The organism is Methylobacterium sp. NEAU K (genome assembly GCF_030700285.1).
GTDB lineage: Bacteria > Pseudomonadota > Alphaproteobacteria > Rhizobiales > Beijerinckiaceae > Methylobacterium.
Map to the genome: position 1 here is coordinate 13,177 of NZ_JAUYZJ010000048.1, position 15,422 is coordinate 28,598.

A 15,422-nucleotide genomic window follows, 5' to 3' on the forward strand; every position below is an offset into this window, starting at 1 on the left:
GCTATAAATTCCTGGCTTCCAATTGGGCTTCAAGGTAATATTCCGTTTCAATGCGCGAATTCCTCAGCTCGTCAAGCGTAAAGACGGACGCAAGTCGAAACCGAGCTACAGGCCTGGTCTGGGGAAGCGTCGGCGTGCTCGCCTTCTCGGTCTCGCTGCCTGTAACCCGCCTAGCGGTGGCTGGAGGAATAGCAGGCAGTTTCGTCGGAATCGGTCGGGCAGCGGTCGCTGGCGTCCTAGCCTTGCTCACGCTCGCGATAATGCGCCAGCCGTTGCCCTCTTTTCGACTGATGCCCCGGCTCGCAGTGGTCGCAGTTGGGGTCGTGCTGGGCTTTCCGCTGCTCACTTCTCTCGCCCTTACTCACGTGCCCGCGTCACATGGTGTCGTCGTTGCAGGCCTGCTCCCTTCAGCCACCGCAGTCATGGCGGTATTCCGCGCAGGAGAGCACCCCTCACTGCGGTTCTGGATCGCTGTTCTGGCTGGCGTCGCGTGTGTGCTCACCTTCGTCTTCGTGCAAGGAGGGGGCAGCTTTCAGTGGGCGGATGCGCTTCTACTCGCTGCGGTCGTGCTCTGCGCGCTGGGTTACGCCGAGGGTGGCGCGCTAGCTCGGGAGTTGGGGGGCGTGCAGGTCATGTGCATTGCCCTCATTATGGCACTGCCCGTCACGGTGCCGATCACACTGATAGAGCTGGATGTCGTCCTGCTCGCACACATCACACCCGCTGCCTGGGCTGGTTTCGCCTACTTATGCGTGGTCAGCAATGCCGGCTTCTTTGCCTGGTATCGCGGCCTATCTCTCGGCGGCGTAGCGCGGATCAGCCAACTTCAGCTCGCGCAGCCTGTTCTTTCGCTGGCCTGGGGCTGGTTGCTGCTGGGAGAAGTGATTACTGGCCCCACTATCGCGGCTGCGCTCGGTGTCCTGACCTGCGTGGTCATGGCGCAATGGCTGCGTTAGCTGTTTGCTTGCGGAACGTAATTGGGGACTGTCGGAAATTCCGTGTGAGAGCGGCGGGTTGAACATCAGGCCGCCATGGCCCGGGTGAAGCGCTCGCCGAAGATAATGGCGAACCGCGCCTTGGTCATGACCCACTCACGCGGGCCCATCTCCCACGCCTTCTCGGAGCGGTTCAAGACCAGGTAGAGCAGCTTCAGGGTGTTGCTCGAAGACACCGGCAGTGCCGAATCTTTGCAACACCGCCTCCGGATAGGCGCTGGCGTCGATAACCCTGACCTGCGGCCACAATTCCGCTCTCATGACCTCTGCGAGACTGGGGAACGTGCCGGGCTCGGAGGAAGTCATTTTGAGCTTGTCGCTTGGCTTGGACCTAGGGCTCGCCGGACCGGAAGAGCGTCGGGGCTTTCGCGACCGTTGGCGGGAGTGAACAGTTCGGTCACCGGGATGTCTCCGCAGGATTGTCTGGGGTGAGGACGACGTGTCCGCAATCCGCGCAGCCGGAAGTGCGGTCTGGTGAGCGGGTGTACGACCCAACCCCCCCCCTGTGGCAGTCAGAGTGGTCGGACAGGCAAAAGCTTGCCGCGCAGCAGCAGGCTCAATGTTCTGAGCGCGATCCAGCCGATGATCAGGTTGGCGGCGGCGAACAGCGGGATAGCGAGAGACGCGCTTGGTCCTTTCAGCCCAAGTTCCGTCAGGCGCAACGCGGCGAGCGGAAGGGCCGAGACGCCGAAGGTATAGGCCCAGGCCGCCGGCGAGAACGGCTGCTGCCGCAACCAGGGCACCAGCCGCACCATGACCAAGGCATGCAGCAAGGCGTAACCGAAGAGGATCTGGGCCAGCCGGTCGGGAGGCCCATCCGTGACCGCCAGGTAGGCGACGCAGGCTACCGCAGGTGGTGCAAGGTGCAGCCCGAGCGAGGCACGCAGCGGCACGGGCAGGGTCTGCAGGATCAGCCGATGGATGACGACCGATTCCAGCGTCAGCCATGACAGGAGGCCGGCGCCGAAGAAGAGCAGGCCCAACTCCTTCATGCCGAAGGCGGCGCAGGTGATGGCCGCCACGAAGCCCCCACCGACAGTGGGCATGTAGAGGATCGGCGTCGTCGCCTCGAAGGCGCGGTCGCCCATCCAGAGGCCTCCCACGCCCCAGACGGCGAAGAGGGTTGTCCCGACAAGCCCCGCCAGTGCCATCAGCCATGCGGCGTCCAGCCAGTGCGGCGCCAGACCAACGCTGGCGATCATGGTGGCTACGGGTGCCAACGAGGCAAAAAACGAGCATGTCGGGTCACGCGCCTCGAAGAGAACAGTGTCCCGGTCATTCAGCCACCGAGCGGCGTAGAAGACCAGCCACGCCGACCAAACCGCCACGCCAAGGAGGGAGAGCGCCTCGCCGACCCAGGCGGGTGCCAGCCCCAGGCGAGCGATGGCGCGCCAGCCGTTGCCCAGGCCGCAGAGCCCCAGGACCATCCCGAAGAAGGTAGCCGGAACCCTGGTTCGTCGAAGCCTAGCGAATTCGCCCCAGAGCTTGGCGGAGTTTTCTTGCTCGCCGGATGCGCCCGCGACGTCAGCCATGTCAGACGACCGTGGAGATCGCGCCGGGCGGGTGCGCGAGCAGCGTCGCCAGTAGGCTGAGGCCGTACCGCAAGGTTTCGGCGTCGGGGGCGGCACCCAAGGAGACGCGGATGGCCTCGGGCGCGGGTCCGACAGCAAAGGCATCGCTCAGGATTACCGACAGCCCGAGTTGACGTGCATGGGCCCCGAACTCGCCGCGTCGCCAGGGCTCCGGAAGCCGGAGCCAAAGGTGATGCCCGAAGGAATGCGCCCGGACGTCGAGACCCCGCAGGGCCTCTCGCGCGACCGCCTGCCGGAGACCGTTCTCTTGCCTGATGGCGGCGACGACCGCGTCGAGCTCGCCGTCCGCGATCCACTGCGAGGCGAGCGCGGCCGTGAGGGGGGACGCCATCATGTTGATGGCACGCAGTTCGGCGGCGAGCCGGACCACCGCGTTGGTCCCCGGTACCGCGACGTAGGCGATGCGTAGGCCCGGGCTGACGCACTTCGACAGCGTCGCGATGTGCCAGGTGATGTCGCCGGCCAGGGCGGCGATGGGAGCCGGAGCCTCGGGCGGGAGCGCGCCGTAGGCGTCGTCCTCGATGATCGCGACCCCGTGCGTACGCGCGAGCTCGGCGATCCGCTCACGCCGCGCCATCGGTAGCGTCGCGGTCGTCGGATTGTCGAGTGTCGGCACCAGGTACAGGGCGCGCGGCCGCTCGGCCTTGCAACTTTCGAGGAATGCTTCCGGGTTCAGCCCCTCCTCGTCGCAGGCGACCGGAACGAGGCGAACGCCACGGCGTTCGGCGGCCATGCGCAGGCCGGGGTAGGTCATGGACGGGACGCAGAGCGCCTCGCCGGGCTTCAGTATGGCGGCGAGAACCGCGGCGAGGACCACCTGGGCGCCCCCCGCCACCAGGACGCGCTGTATCGGAAGCGGCCCGAGCCGGCGGCCGAGCCACTGCGCCGCCACAGCCCGGTCGGCCATGTTTCCGGCGCTGTCCTGGTACTGCATCCGGTCGAGGAAGCCCGGCGAGCCGGCTAGGCGCGCCAGACCTGCCTCCATACGCTCAGCCAGACGCGCCGCCACCGGCTGGGGCGGCATGTTCATGCTGAAGTCGACACTCCCGGACGGGTCCGGTCTGCGCACCTCCGCAGGCGGAGGCGCGTGGCCGCGAACGAAGCTGCCTCTCCCTGCCGTTGCATCGATCAAGCCCGTCCTGCGCGCCTCATTGAAGGCGCGCGTGACCGTGGTGAGGTCGACGTTGAGGTGCTTGGCCAGGGCGCGCTGCGGCGGCAGGCGTACGCCCGGGGGGAGGCGACCGGCGCGGATGTCCTCGGCCAGCGCCTTGACGATGGCTAGGTACTTCGGGCCCGCGTCGCCGGCGATTGTCGGGTTCCAGGATTCCATCATTGACCCCTGCTCTCGCATTGATGTATGCATACATAAGTCATACAGGCAAGGCGAGAGATGGCTTTGTCTGGGACGTCGCCTTCGGAGCTGTTGGCTCCATCCTTGAATGTATGGATATGTAAGCCATACATTCGGTGCGCGCAAGGCGTACCTTTATGCCGCCGGACACGGCGAGCGGTTCAGGAACGTGGACGATGCAAAGGACGACCGATCAATCCCTCTTGTCAGTCGGCCTGCGGTGCCGCTGCCCGCGCTGCGGCGAGGGGCGCCTGTTCGACGGCTTCATTACTCTAAAGCCGCGCTGCGAGGCGTGTGGCCTCGACTACGGCTTCGCCGACCCGGCGGACGGGCCCGCCTTCTTCATCATGATGACGATGGCCTTCCCGGTGACCGCCTTCGGGATCTGGCTGGAGCTCGCCTACGATCCGCCGCTCTGGATCCATGCGGTCGTGACACTGCCGTTGCTTCTGCTGGCCTGCGTGCCGATCATCCGGCCGATGAAAGGGCTCTTCATCGCCAGCCAGTACATCCACAAGGCCGAGGAGGGCCGCTTCGCGGTCCCGAAGGCCCCCGGCGTCGGTCCCGCGCCTAGGGACTGACCGCGCTGCTGACCCGCGCGGTCTCGAACGGACGCGCGCCGGCCGTGTGACCCGTCTCTGGGCCTGCCGCGACTTGATCCGACCTCATGAGGACCGGGACGATGCTCCCCTATTCAGACCTGTTCGAGGCCTCCCTTCAGAAGTTGCGCGAGGACGGCCGCTACCGGGTATTCATCGAGCTTGAGCGGAATGTCGGCGCGTTTCCGACGGCCGTCTGGAGACATCCGGATGGTAGCTGCCGCCCCGTCGTAGTCTGGTGCAGCAACGATTATCTCGGCATGGGCCACCGGCCCGAGGTCCTCGACGCGATGCACGCGGCGCTCGACCGTTACGGCGCCGGTGCGGGAGGCACCCGCAACATTTCTGGCACGGCCCACGAGCATGTGTTGCTAGAGCGGGACTTGGCCGACCTGCACGGGAAGGAGGCCGCCCTCCTGTTCACCTCGGGCTACGTCTCGAACCTCGCGGCACTTAGCGTGCTTGGCCAAGTCCTGCCGGGGAGCGTGATCCTGTCGGATGCTGACAACCACAACTCGATGATCGAGGGCGTCCGCCGCTCCGGGGCCGCGAGAGCGATCTTCCCGCACAGTGATGTCGCCGCGCTCGATAGGCTGCTCGCCCAGATCGACCCAGATCGACCGAAGATCGTCGCGTTCGAGAGCGTCTACAGCATGGACGGCGACGTGGCGCCCATCGCCGAGATCTGCGACGTTGCGGAGCGCCACGGTGCGCTCACCTACCTCGACGAGGTGCACGCAGTCGGGATGTACGGCCCACACGGTGCCGGCATCGCGGAGCGCGAGGGGGTGGCCCATCGCGTGACCCTGATCGAGGCGACGCTCGGCAAGGCCTTCGGCGTCATGGGCGGCTATGTCGCCGGCCCGTCCCCGGTGGTCGACGTCATCCGCAGCCACGCGGCCAGCTTCATCTTCACGACCTCGCTGTGCCCGCACCTGGCTGCCGGCGCGCGGGCGGCGGTGCGGCACCTTAGGGACAGCCAGTCGGAGCGGGCGGCGCAGCAGCGGGCCGCGGCGACCCTGATGGCGATGCTGCGGGACGCCGGCCTGCCGGTCCTGCCGAGCCAGAGCCACATCCTGCCGGTCATGGTCGGCGACACCCATCTCTGCCGGCGGATCAGCGAGGAGCTGCTGGAGCGTCACGGCATCTACGTCCAGCCGATCAACTACCCGACCGTACCGCGCGGCGGCGAACGGCTGCGGATCACCCCGGCGCCGCTCCACACCGAGGAACACATGCGGGCGCTCGTGGAGGCGCTCGTCGAGGTTCGCTCACGCCTGGGCTGGGGCGAGTTCTCGCTGGCGGCCTAACCGCGGCTCCTCTCATCCTCATCGAGATACGCAATAGGTGACCGACATGCTGGCGAACGTCGACGCCCTGCTGCTCGCAAGGGCGCAATTCGGGTTCACGGTGGCGTTACACATCGTGTTCCCGGTCTTCTCCATCGGCTTGGCGAGCTACCTGATGATGCTGGAGAAACCCTGGCTCGCCACCGGCCGGCAGGTTTTCATCGACCTGCTCCAGTACTAGATCAAGATCTTCGCCATCGCGTTCGCCATGGGCGTCGTGTCCGGCTTGGTCATGTCTTACCAGTTCGGCACCAACTGGTCGGTCTATGCCGATAAGACAGGCCCGGTGCTGGGCCCGCTGATGGCTTACGAGGTGCTCTCGGCCTTCTTACTGGAAGCCGGCTTCCTCGGCGTCATGCTGTTCGGGATGACGAAGGACGGGCCGCGGCTCCACTTCCTCGCCACCCTGATGGTGGCCATCGAGACCTTCTTCTCTGCGTTCTGGATCCTGTCCGTGAACTCCTGGATGCAGACGCCGCAGGGTTACGCCACGAACGCCGCCGGCCAGTTCGTGTCGGCCGACTGGTGGGCCATCGTCTTCACCCCGTCGTTCCCCTACCGCCCGTCCACATGGTCCTGGCCGCCTACCTGACCACCGCCCTCGTGGTCAGCGCGGTCGGCGCCTGGCACCTGCTGCGCGACCGCACGAACGAGGGCGCGCGGGCGACGTTCTCGATGGCGATGTGGATCCTCGCCGGCGACGCCCACGGCCTGAACACCCTGGAGCACCAGCCCACCAAGGTCATGGCCATGGAGGGCCATTTCGAGAGCCATCCGGACGGCGCGCCGCTCATCCTGTTCGGCCTGCCCGACCAAGCGGCCGCCACGGTGCGCTACGTCGTTGAGGTGCCGAAGCTGTCCTCCCTGATCCTTAAGCACGGCCTCGACGAGCCCCTGAAGGGCCTCGACAGCGTGCCGAGGGAGAACTGGCCGCCGGTGCCCGCGGTGTTCTGGTCCTTCCGGGTGATGGTCAGCCTCGGCATGCTGATGCTCTCGCTGGGCGGCCTCAGCCTGCTCGCCCGCTACAAGGGCCGGCTCTACGAGTGGGTGGCGCTGCACCGCTTCGCCCTCGTCATGGGCCCGGCCGGCTTCGTCGCCGTGGTGGCCGGCTGGATAACCACCGAGGTCGGGCGCCAGCCGTTCACGGTCTACGGTCTCCTGCGCACGGCGGAGTCGGCCTCGCCGCTTTCCGCGCCTGCCGTCGCCGCGTCGCTCACCGCCTTCGTCCTGATCTACTTCGCCGTGTTCGGGATGGGCATCCTCTACATCCTGCACCTGATGGCGAAGTCCCCTCACCGGGGCGAGCACGGGCTCGAGCCCGGGGCGCCCATCCGCACCGCCGGCATCACGCCCGCGCCCTCGGTCGATCTCGACCGCACCCTCCACCCGGCCGAGTGAGGAGACCATCATGCTCGCCAACATCGACCTGACGGTGGTCTGGGCGCTCATCATCGCCTTCGCGGTCTTCGCCTACATCGTGATGGACGGCTTCGACCTCGGCATCGGCATCCTGTTCCCGGCCTTCCGGCCGGCGCACGAGCGCGACACGGCGATGAACTCCATCGCGCCGGCCTGGGACGGCAACGAGACCTGGCTGGTGCTCGGCGGCGGCGGCCTGTTCGCGGTCTTCCCACTGGCCTACGCGGTGATCATGCCGGCACTCTACGCGCCCATCATCGCGATGCTGCTCGGCCTAATCTTCCGCGGCGTCGCCTTCGAGTTCCGCTGGCGCGACCCGCGCCACCGGGCGCTCTGGGACGTCGCCTTCACCGGGGGCTCGGTCGTGGCGGCGCTCGCCCAGGGCATCACCCTCGGCGCGCCCCTGCAGGGCATCAAGGTGGAGGGCCGCGCCTATGCGGGCGGCTGGTGGGACTGGCTCACGCGGTTCAGCCTGCTCGTCGGTCTCGGCATCGTCTGCGGCTACGCCCTGCTCGGCGCCACCTGGCTGGTGATGCGGACGGAAGGATGCCTGCAGGACCTGTCGCGCACCTTCTCGCTCTGGCTCGGCGCGGCCACGGTCGCGGTGATCGCCGCGGTCAGCGCGGCGACGCCCTTCCTGGAGGGCAAGTATTGGGAGCGCTGGTTCGCGATGCCGAACGTGCACCTCGCCGCTCAGGTACCCCTCCTCGTCGCGGTGGCGTCGTTCCTGTTCTTTCGCCAGTTGCGCAGCGGCGCGGAGAGAACCCCGTTCCTGCTCGCGCTCGGCCTTTTCCGGCTGTCCTTCGTCGGGCTCGGGATCAGCATCTTTCCAGACGTGGTGCCGGGTCGGATCACGATCTGGGAGGCGGCGGTACCGCATTCGAGCCAGGTCTTCCTGCTCGTGGGCGCGTCCGTCCTGATCCCGACCATCCTGGCCTACACGGCCTACTCGTACTGAGCCTTTCGCGGGAAGGTCGACGCGGCGGGGTACCACTGATGGGCACCGCCTCCGCTCCCCGAAACCCCACTCCCTTGTGGCGCCGCCTCGTGTGGTTCGCCTCGCTGTGGGCCGGCAGCGTCCTCTCGCTCGGGGTCGTCGCAGGCATCCTGAGGGCTTGGCTGAAGACGGGCTGACGCCCCGTCCTCCGACCACGACCACACCATACCCAGATTTGGACCATCCATGTCGTCGAAGCCCATTGTCACGGCCGCCGTGGTGCAGGCCGGATCGATCCTGTTCGACACCGCAAGGACATTGAACAAGCTCGCGGACCTCGCCAGCGACGCCTCGGCACGCGGGACGGACCTGGCGGTGTTCCCCGAGGCCTTCGTCGGAGGCTATCCGAAGGGGCTCGACTTCGGCGCCCGGATCGGCTCACGCACGTCGGCCGGTCGGGACGACTTCCTGCGCTATCACGCGGGTGCTGCCGACGCGCACGATTTTGCGTGCAGACATGCGCCGTGCGGCCATCCCGTGCCGGGCAGGGGAGCCTCTCGGCTGACCCCTGGCGCTATCCGGATGCCGGAGCGGCCGCCGCCGAGGTGGGCTCTGCGGCGGCAGGATTGGTCGCCGTTGCACGCGCTCCCAGTGGCGTCATCCAACCATCGTTGGGCAGCATTGCCCGACGACTGCGCGGCGCTCTGGCGATGTCACTTCAGACGCGCGGCGGCCCAGGCGATGTGGTTGGCCATGAAGGTCGAGATGAAGAAGTACGAGTGGTCGTAGCCCTCGCGCATGTTGAGTGTCAGCGCGATGCCGGCCTTCGTGCAGGCCTCTTCCAGCAGCCAGGGGCGGAGGCCGTCCTGAAGGAAGCTGTCGGCGGTGCCCTGATCCACCAGGAACTCGGGGAAGCGCTGGCCGTCCTCGATCAGCGCGGTGGCGTCGTGGGCGCGCCAGGCGGCCGGATCGGACCCGAGGTACTTCTCGAAGGCGGGCTTCGACCAGCCGGCCGTGGACGGCTGGACGATCGGCGCGAAGGCGGAGCAGGACTTGAAGCGCTTCGGGTAGGTCAGCGCGATGGTCAGGGCCCCGTGGCCGCCCATGGAATGGCCGAGAATACCCTGGCGCGTCATGTCGGCGGGGAAGTTCGCCGCGATGAGCGCCGGCAGCTCCTCCGTGACGTAGCTCCACATCCGGTAGTTCGTATCGTAGGGCGCCTGCGTGGCGTCCACATAGAAGCCGGCGCCGGAGCCGAACTGCCAGTTGCCGACCTCGTCCGGAATCCCGGGGCCCCGCGGGCTGGTATCCGGGGCCACGACGATCACGCCGTGCTCGGCCGCCGCCGCCCGGTACTCGCCCTTGTCCATGACGTTGGCGTGCGTGCAGGTAAGCCCGGACAGGTACCACAGCACCGGGACCGGGCCGTTCTCGGCTTGTGGCGGCACGAACACCGCGAAGGTCATCGGGCATCCCGTTGTCTGTGCATCGTGCTTGTAGACGCCCTGCGTGCCGCCATGGGCGCGGGCCTTCGAAACGGTTTCCATCAGCTGTGATCTCCTGCTCGGGAGGCGAAAGCCCCGCTCCAGGGCTGGGTCGCTCCCCCCTTGGGGCTTAGGCGCGCTCCTCCCCTAGCGGGGAGGCGTTTGAGGTGGGACAGGATCGCGTGTGACGGTGCCTATTGCACCGCCCACACCCCTGAACCCTCCCCACAAGGGCTAGCGGCTTCACACATCGGGCGCTGCAGCAAGCGCTTGAAGCACCGCGCTCTTCCCCTCCCCCTTGTGGGGAGGGTTCAGGGGTGGGGGTGGTGCCGGATGTGGCGCAGCGATGCCGTCTGGACCACCCCCACCTCCAACTCCTCCCCACAAGGGGGAGGAGAGCGCGTCGCGCTTCAGAGGTGCCGATGTGTGCACGTCGTAGCCTCAAGGGAGAGGGGTACAGCGCCACACATTCAAAGTACTCGCTGTCAGTACACGACCACGGAACGGATCGACTTGCCCTCGTGCATGAGGTCGAAGCCGTGGTTGATCTCCTCTAGCGGCATGGTGTGGGTGATCAGATCATCGATATTGATCTTGCCCTCCATGTACCAGTCGACGATCTTCGGCACGTCCGTGCGGCCGCGCGCGCCACCGAAGGCCGAGCCCTTCCAGACGCGGCCGGTGACGAGCTGGAACGGACGGGTCGAGATCTCGCGGCCGGCCTCCGCCACGCCGATGACGATCGACTCGCCCCAGCCGCGATGGCAGCACTCGAGCGCTTGGCGCATGACGTGGACGTTGCCGGTGCAATCGAAGGAGAAGTCGGCGCCGCCGCCGGTAAGATCGACGATGGCCTGGACCACCTTGTCGGTGCCGATCTCGCTCGGGTTGATGAAGTCGGTCATGCCGAATTTGCGGGCCATGGCCTGCTTCTCCGGGTTGATGTCGACGCCGATGATCTTGTCGGCCCCGACCATCCGGGCGGCCTGGAGCACGTTGAGGCCGATGCCGCCGAGACCGAACACCACCACGTTGGCGCCCGGCCAGACCTTGGCGGTGTAGATCACCGCGCCGATGCCAGTGGTCACGCCGCAGCCTATGTAGCAGATCTTGTCGAAGGGGGCGTCCTCGCGGATCTTGGCGAGCGCGATGGCGGGCAGGACCGTGAAGTTCGAGAAGGTCGAGCAGCCCATATAATGGAACACGGTGTCGGATCCGCCGGGGCTGCCGCCGGTGGAAACGCAGGAGAAGCGGCTCGTGCCGTCCGGCATCACGCCCTGGCCCTGGGTCGCCCGGATCGCGGTGCACAGGTTGGTGCGCTGGGAGAGGCAGGACTTACAGTTCCGGCATTCCGGCGTGTAGAGCGGGATGACGTGGTCGCCGGGCTTCAGCGCGGTGACGCCGGCGCCGACTTCGCGGACAATGCCCGCGCCCTCATGGCCAAGGATCGCCGGGAACTTGCCCTCGGAATCCAATCCCGAGAGGGTGTAGGCGTCGGTGTGGCAGATGCCGGTGGCCATCAGCTCGACGAGAACCTCGCCGGCCTTAGGCCCCTCGATGTCAATGGTCTCGATCGTGAGAGGCTTCTTGGCCTCCCACGCGACCGCGGCGCGCGTCTTCATCACGTCTTCCTATTGTCTGGATGATCACGGACGGCGCCGAACTGCCGACTCTTCGGCGCACCTCGCTCAAGGGCTGCGCACCGAACGGTCCGAAAATCTGTCGCGTTTGTGATGCTTCTTGCGCCGGGATGCAACGTCTGCGTCTGCGTTTCGGGCAAGGCGACACCGTTTCGGAAGGTCCGGGGAATGGGTCGCATCCGTGCCGCTTGAGCCGTGCGCGAACTCCGAACCGTGGATCGCACCTTCCCCATGACCCGGACCGCCGGGCACACGCCGCACCGTCATTCTGCTCCTCCACGGGGCCGGCTGGCACACGGAGCCCAGCCTACGCGTACCCGAAGACCTGAGATTGGCTACCTGCCGCCCTACACGCCCGAGTTGCAGGCCGCCGAGCACCTCTGACGGCTTGTCGACGAACGCATCGTCAATCGACACTTCGACCGCTTGGCCGAGATCCAAGAGCGCATCGAGCAACGCTGTCGTGACCTCGAAGCCGATCCCGACACCCTCACGAAGAATACACGCTTCCACTGCTGGCCACAGACACACAAGCCGAACTCATAAAGCGGAAACCGTAAGAGACACAGTGCCACCCGAATCGCCTGAATATATAACACTTCTGAAAGTGAAATCCTAAATCGATGCAATACAGAAGGCCATTTTTCCGTCGATCTATGCTGAGACAGCTTGCCATGCCTCATTGAAGGGCGCACGGAAACGCCAGCACACACCAGAGAATTAAACGTGGACGCAATCATAGAGACGATCGAGCCGAAGGGCACCAACTATACCGAGCTGGCGGCGGATCTGGTCTCGGCTTACGTGTCGAACAATCCTGTTCCGGTGTCGGAGTTGCCCGCACTGATTGCGAGCACGCACGCCGCGCTCGCCAGGCTCAGCCAAGGTAGCGCAACTCCTGTTCCTACCGTCGGGAAGCTTGCGCCGTCCCAGATCCGGAAATCGATCACGTATGATGCGCTGATCAGCTTCGAGGACGGTAAACCCTACAAGACTTTGAAGCGCCACCTCACCGGTTTGGGGCTCACCCCGGAGGCCTACCGTGAGAAGTGGGGCCTGCCGCGGGACTATCCGATGGTGGCGGCCAGTTATTCCGAGCAGCGCTCGGCGCTCGCCAAGAGCTTCGGTCTCGGCAACCAGCGTCGGAAGGCGGCTCCGAAGGGCGCTGCGGTCGCGGAGATTGTGTCTGAGAAGCCGAAGCGCACCGGACTGCCGCGCAAGGCCAAGAAGGCTGCAGAGGCGTAGGGCGCCGACGATAGGTACACCATGCCGTACCCTCGCCGCAGATTGCGGCGAGGGTACGAGTCCGTGCAACGTAGCTCAGGCAAAACGGCCATGAGACGCTCGAGCGCGGCCACGGCAGTTTTCACAGCCTTCATCACAGCCGCGCGCTCGCAAGGTGCGCCGACGCATCAGATTTCAATTTCTGGTGGCTTTAGAAACGGATCGTCAATCGCTTCGACCTTATTGTAGCCGGCGCGACGCCTGCCGAGGACGCAGGAGGCAGACGTTTGGGGCGACCGATGGGCCACGAGCCGGCACACTTGGCCGTCACTCGACGATTGCGAAATTGCCTGTGGGTCCTGCGGCGTTTCTACCGCGCGGGGGAAGGTGCGACAGCGGTAGAGTTTGGCCTGCTCGGGCTGCCATTCCTCGCTCTGATCTGTGCCTGCCTGGAGAATGGCCTGGTCTACTGGGAGCAGGAGATCCTTCAGCAGGCCGTCGTCGATGCCGGACGACAGATCTACACCGGTCAGTTCCAGACGACGAACGCCGGCATCACCAACTCCACGACTTTAATAGCCAACTTCCGAAGCGCAATCTGCACGATGCCGAATGGCGCGGTTCGGTTGACGATCTTCAATTGTGCCAACGTGCGCGTCAGCGTCACCCAAGCGGCGAGTTTTTCCGGCGCTTCTACAGTTTCCCCTGTAGCCATCGACTCGTCGACGCATATCAGCGATTGGAATCCGAGTTTTCAGGGCTACACCTGCGCTGGCGCTTCTGCCATCATGATTGTCCAAGCGGCAGTAGATGTACCAGTCTTCTTTCCCTTGCTCGGATCCACGGTGGCGACCTTACCGAACAAACGTCGCGTTCTCCAAGCCGCCACTGTGTTCAAGGTCGAGCCCTACAACACCAAGTCGGTATGCTCGTGAGCTGCGCCATGTTCACTCGCTTCCGCACAAATCAGCGTGGCGTGGCCGCGATCGAATTCGCAATGATCCTACCCGCCTTGGTGACGATCTATTTCGGAACCGTCGAGTTGACGCGCATCGGCGATACGACTCGCAAGCTGACCCTATTCGCCCGAGCACTCGCTGATCTCTCAGGCCGGGCTGACAACCCGAGCCCGTCAGCGTCCGACATGACGACCATCGCCTCCGCTGCGAGCGCGATCATGCAACCGCTCGATGTGTCCGGACTGCAGATCGTCGTCAGCGCGATGGGCGTCGAGAGTGTCGGCGGTACTCTTTTTGGCGGCGTCTGCTCAAGCTGGGCCCAGAACGCCACGGCACGCGCGCGTCTGGTGATCGCTGGCACCAACGGCGTGCCTGCCGCGCCCGCCACCTACCAGTTCGACGGCGCTCGCTACATTTTGGCCGAGGTTTCGATGACCTACACGCCGCTCATCGGGAGCAGCCTCTACAGATGGATCTTCGGGACGCGGCAACTGACCTTCACGCGCCAGATCCCCTGGGCCGAGCGCACTACGAACGAGATCGTCATGCCAGGCGGAGCCGCCTGTCCGAATTATAGCTGAGTTGCTTGAGGGGTCGTGCTGCGATTTTCAAGACAGGGCGCACGGCGCCTTCGCACCTCCACAGAACAGTTTGGACGTGCCCGATCGGGTCAGGTCGCGATCATGTTCGCGCTGATGTCCATTCCGGTCTTGTTCGCGACGGGCGCGGCGGTCGACTACGGCCGGCGCAACGCTGCAAAAGTTCAACTCGACGCCGCCCTCGACGGCGCGGTGCTCGCGGTGATGGCGCAAAAATCTAATACCATCGCTCAATCCAGTCTCACGGCCTTGGAGACGCAGTTTCGCACTGAGGCTGCGAAAGTGCCCGGCGTGACGGTCAACAGCTTCACACCCGGTCCGGTCGTGAATGGGGCCTCGACGTTGAGTTTGACCGCGAGCTACAAAGCCAACATCAAGACGACAATCGGCAGCATCATGAAGGTGCCAGCATTGTATTTTGACGGAGCTTCATCGAGCACGCGCAACCTGTTTCAGTACATAAATTTCTACCTGTTGCTCGACACTTCGCCATCCATGGGGCTCGCAGCTACCGATACCGACGTGAACAACATGAAGCTCGTTACAGGCGGGTGTGCATTTGCGTGTCATGAACATACCTACGACAAGAAGGGGAGAGTGACTGGCGACAGCACGACTGATAATTATCACATCGCACAGAAGAACAATATCAAACTCCGCATTCAGGTACTGAGAGATGCGGTTTCAGCGCTCGTAGACCAAGCCAATTCCAGTATGTCTCTCGCCCAGCAATTTCAGATGGAGATGTGGATTTTCAATGATTCGACCACGCAAACCCGGCTGCAGGCGATGACGCCGACGTTGAGCCAGATCAAAACAGCCGCTCCAAGTATTGATATTGCTTATGCGTACTACAACCAAGATGACAATCAAACTGATTTCGAGCGTGCGATTGCTAAGATGAACACGACCATACCCGCGAGCGGCACCGGTACCACTGCAGGTTCGCCGATCCGGTTTCTATTTTTTGTCACTGATGGCGTTGAAGATACTGGAGGAAGCGTCACAAATAAGAGTGCAGGTTTTCAGTATACGAGCAACCGCTTCATTGGTCCGTTCAGCCCATCGACATGCAATACGCTCAAAAATAATAATGTTCGCATTGGAATCATTTACACGCAATATCTGCCAATTTATGATAACGGTTTCTATAATTCCTATGTCAAACCGTATGAAAACAACATTGGTCCGATGTTGAAGGCTTGCGCATCGGACGGTCTCTATTTCCCAGTCGCATCAGGCGGCGATATTACATCGGCAATGCTGCAGTTATT

14 protein-coding genes and 2 pseudogenes are annotated in these 15,422 nt (G+C 64.7%); 11 read left to right on the forward strand and 5 right to left on the reverse strand.

All coding sequences use genetic code 11. From position 1 onward, the window contains the following. The first annotated feature begins 50 nt into the window (after positions 1-50). A complete protein-coding gene (locus Q8W67_RS24675) occupies positions 51-956 on the forward strand; it encodes a DMT family transporter (RefSeq protein ID WP_370693951.1) in 906 nt (301 codons plus the stop codon). Between the two features lie 65 nt (positions 957-1,021). Here the strand turns inward: Q8W67_RS24675 and Q8W67_RS24680 are convergent. From Q8W67_RS24680 to Q8W67_RS24690, 3 genes and pseudogenes are all read right to left on the reverse strand, one after another. Beyond that, positions 1,022-1,153: pseudogene (locus Q8W67_RS24680) on the reverse strand (IS256 family transposase); the annotation flags it as partial. A 354-nt stretch (positions 1,154-1,507) separates the two neighbouring features. After that, on the reverse strand, positions 1,508-2,527 hold the full coding sequence (tehA, locus tag Q8W67_RS24685) for a dicarboxylate transporter/tellurite-resistance protein TehA (RefSeq protein ID WP_305550482.1): 1,020 nt from the start codon (positions 2,525-2,527) through the stop codon (positions 1,508-1,510). A gap of 1 nt (position 2,528) precedes the next feature. Continuing rightward, positions 2,529-3,920, reverse strand: coding sequence for a PLP-dependent aminotransferase family protein (locus Q8W67_RS24690; protein WP_305550483.1), 1,392 nt, complete (start codon positions 3,918-3,920; stop codon positions 2,529-2,531). Positions 3,921-4,114: 194 nt separating this feature from the next. On the opposite strand from Q8W67_RS24690, the gene Q8W67_RS24695 reads away from it, so the two are divergent. The 6 genes and pseudogenes from Q8W67_RS24695 to Q8W67_RS24720 all read left to right on the forward strand — a co-directional run bounded on the left by Q8W67_RS24695 (position 4,115) and on the right by Q8W67_RS24720 (position 9,031). Then, the gene (locus Q8W67_RS24695) at positions 4,115-4,519 is read left to right on the forward strand and encodes a DUF983 domain-containing protein (RefSeq protein WP_305550484.1); all 405 of its coding nucleotides are present in this window, start codon (positions 4,115-4,117) and stop codon (positions 4,517-4,519) included. A gap of 101 nt (positions 4,520-4,620) precedes the next feature. After that, on the forward strand, positions 4,621-5,847 hold the full coding sequence (gene hemA, locus Q8W67_RS24700) for a 5-aminolevulinate synthase (RefSeq protein WP_305550485.1): 1,227 nt from the start codon (positions 4,621-4,623) through the stop codon (positions 5,845-5,847). 46 nt (positions 5,848-5,893) lie between these two features. Continuing rightward, positions 5,894-7,284, forward strand: a pseudogene (locus Q8W67_RS24705) (cytochrome ubiquinol oxidase subunit I). A 10-nt stretch (positions 7,285-7,294) separates the two neighbouring features. Further along, complete coding sequence (cydB, locus tag Q8W67_RS24710; protein WP_305550486.1) at positions 7,295-8,263, forward strand: cytochrome d ubiquinol oxidase subunit II; 969 nt, start codon at positions 7,295-7,297, stop codon at positions 8,261-8,263. A 38-nt stretch (positions 8,264-8,301) separates the two neighbouring features. Beyond that, entirely contained in the window at positions 8,302-8,439 is a 138-nt protein-coding gene (locus Q8W67_RS24715; RefSeq protein ID WP_305550487.1) for a DUF2474 domain-containing protein, read from the forward strand. Positions 8,440-8,488: 49 nt separating this feature from the next. Beyond that, the gene (locus Q8W67_RS24720) at positions 8,489-9,031 is read left to right on the forward strand and encodes a nitrilase-related carbon-nitrogen hydrolase (protein WP_305550488.1); all 543 of its coding nucleotides are present in this window, start codon (positions 8,489-8,491) and stop codon (positions 9,029-9,031) included. On the opposite strand, the gene fghA is transcribed toward Q8W67_RS24720, so the two are convergent. Both fghA and Q8W67_RS24730 read right to left on the reverse strand, forming a co-directional pair. After that, positions 8,956-9,789 (reverse strand): S-formylglutathione hydrolase, encoded by an 834-nt coding sequence (fghA, locus tag Q8W67_RS24725; RefSeq protein ID WP_305550489.1) that lies wholly within the window; start codon positions 9,787-9,789, stop codon positions 8,956-8,958. The genes Q8W67_RS24720 and fghA overlap by 76 nt on opposite strands. A 422-nt stretch (positions 9,790-10,211) precedes the next feature. Continuing rightward, positions 10,212-11,348: an S-(hydroxymethyl)glutathione dehydrogenase/class III alcohol dehydrogenase gene (locus Q8W67_RS24730; protein ID WP_305550490.1), complete on the reverse strand. Its 1,137-nt coding sequence runs from the start codon at positions 11,346-11,348 to the stop codon at positions 10,212-10,214. Positions 11,349-12,092: 744 nt separating this feature from the next. Here Q8W67_RS24730 and Q8W67_RS24735 point away from each other — a divergent pair. From Q8W67_RS24735 to Q8W67_RS24750, 4 genes are all read left to right on the forward strand, one after another. Next, positions 12,093-12,611, forward strand: a complete 519-nt coding sequence (locus Q8W67_RS24735; RefSeq protein WP_305550491.1) for a MucR family transcriptional regulator — start codon at positions 12,093-12,095, stop codon at positions 12,609-12,611. A 299-nt stretch (positions 12,612-12,910) separates the two neighbouring features. After that, on the forward strand, positions 12,911-13,525 hold the full coding sequence (locus tag Q8W67_RS24740) for a TadE/TadG family type IV pilus assembly protein (protein ID WP_305550167.1): 615 nt from the start codon (positions 12,911-12,913) through the stop codon (positions 13,523-13,525). 8 nt (positions 13,526-13,533) lie between these two features. Then, positions 13,534-14,130 carry a TadE/TadG family type IV pilus assembly protein gene (locus Q8W67_RS24745; RefSeq protein WP_305550166.1) on the forward strand — a complete coding sequence of 199 codons (597 nt, stop codon included), beginning with the start codon at positions 13,534-13,536 and terminating at the stop codon, positions 14,128-14,130. A gap of 102 nt (positions 14,131-14,232) precedes the next feature. Next, positions 14,233-15,422 (forward strand): Tad domain-containing protein (locus Q8W67_RS24750; protein WP_305550492.1); only part of this gene is annotated, 1,190 nt, incomplete at its 3' end.

Excerpts from the sequence above, each read along its gene's own strand:
- Q8W67_RS24695 (WP_305550484.1), top strand. The coding sequence starts at position 4,115 with ATGCAAAGGACGACCGATCAATCCCTCTTGTCAGTCGGCCTGCGGTGC.
- Q8W67_RS24720 (WP_305550488.1), top strand. The coding sequence starts at position 8,489 with ATGTCGTCGAAGCCCATTGTCACGGCCGCCGTGGTGCAGGCCGGATCG.
- tehA (WP_305550482.1), bottom strand. The coding sequence starts at position 2,527 with ATGGCTGACGTCGCGGGCGCATCCGGCGAGCAAGAAAACTCCGCCAAG.
- hemA (WP_305550485.1), top strand. The coding sequence starts at position 4,621 with ATGCTCCCCTATTCAGACCTGTTCGAGGCCTCCCTTCAGAAGTTGCGC.
- Q8W67_RS24690 (WP_305550483.1), bottom strand. The coding sequence starts at position 3,920 with ATGATGGAATCCTGGAACCCGACAATCGCCGGCGACGCGGGCCCGAAG.
- Q8W67_RS24730 (WP_305550490.1), bottom strand. The coding sequence starts at position 11,348 with ATGAAGACGCGCGCCGCGGTCGCGTGGGAGGCCAAGAAGCCTCTCACG.
- fghA (WP_305550489.1), bottom strand. The coding sequence starts at position 9,789 with ATGGAAACCGTTTCGAAGGCCCGCGCCCATGGCGGCACGCAGGGCGTC.
- Q8W67_RS24715 (WP_305550487.1), top strand. The coding sequence starts at position 8,302 with ATGGGCACCGCCTCCGCTCCCCGAAACCCCACTCCCTTGTGGCGCCGC.
- Q8W67_RS24675 (WP_370693951.1), top strand. The coding sequence starts at position 51 with ATGCGCGAATTCCTCAGCTCGTCAAGCGTAAAGACGGACGCAAGTCGA.
- cydB (WP_305550486.1), top strand. The coding sequence starts at position 7,295 with ATGCTCGCCAACATCGACCTGACGGTGGTCTGGGCGCTCATCATCGCC.
- Q8W67_RS24745 (WP_305550166.1), top strand. The coding sequence starts at position 13,534 with ATGTTCACTCGCTTCCGCACAAATCAGCGTGGCGTGGCCGCGATCGAA.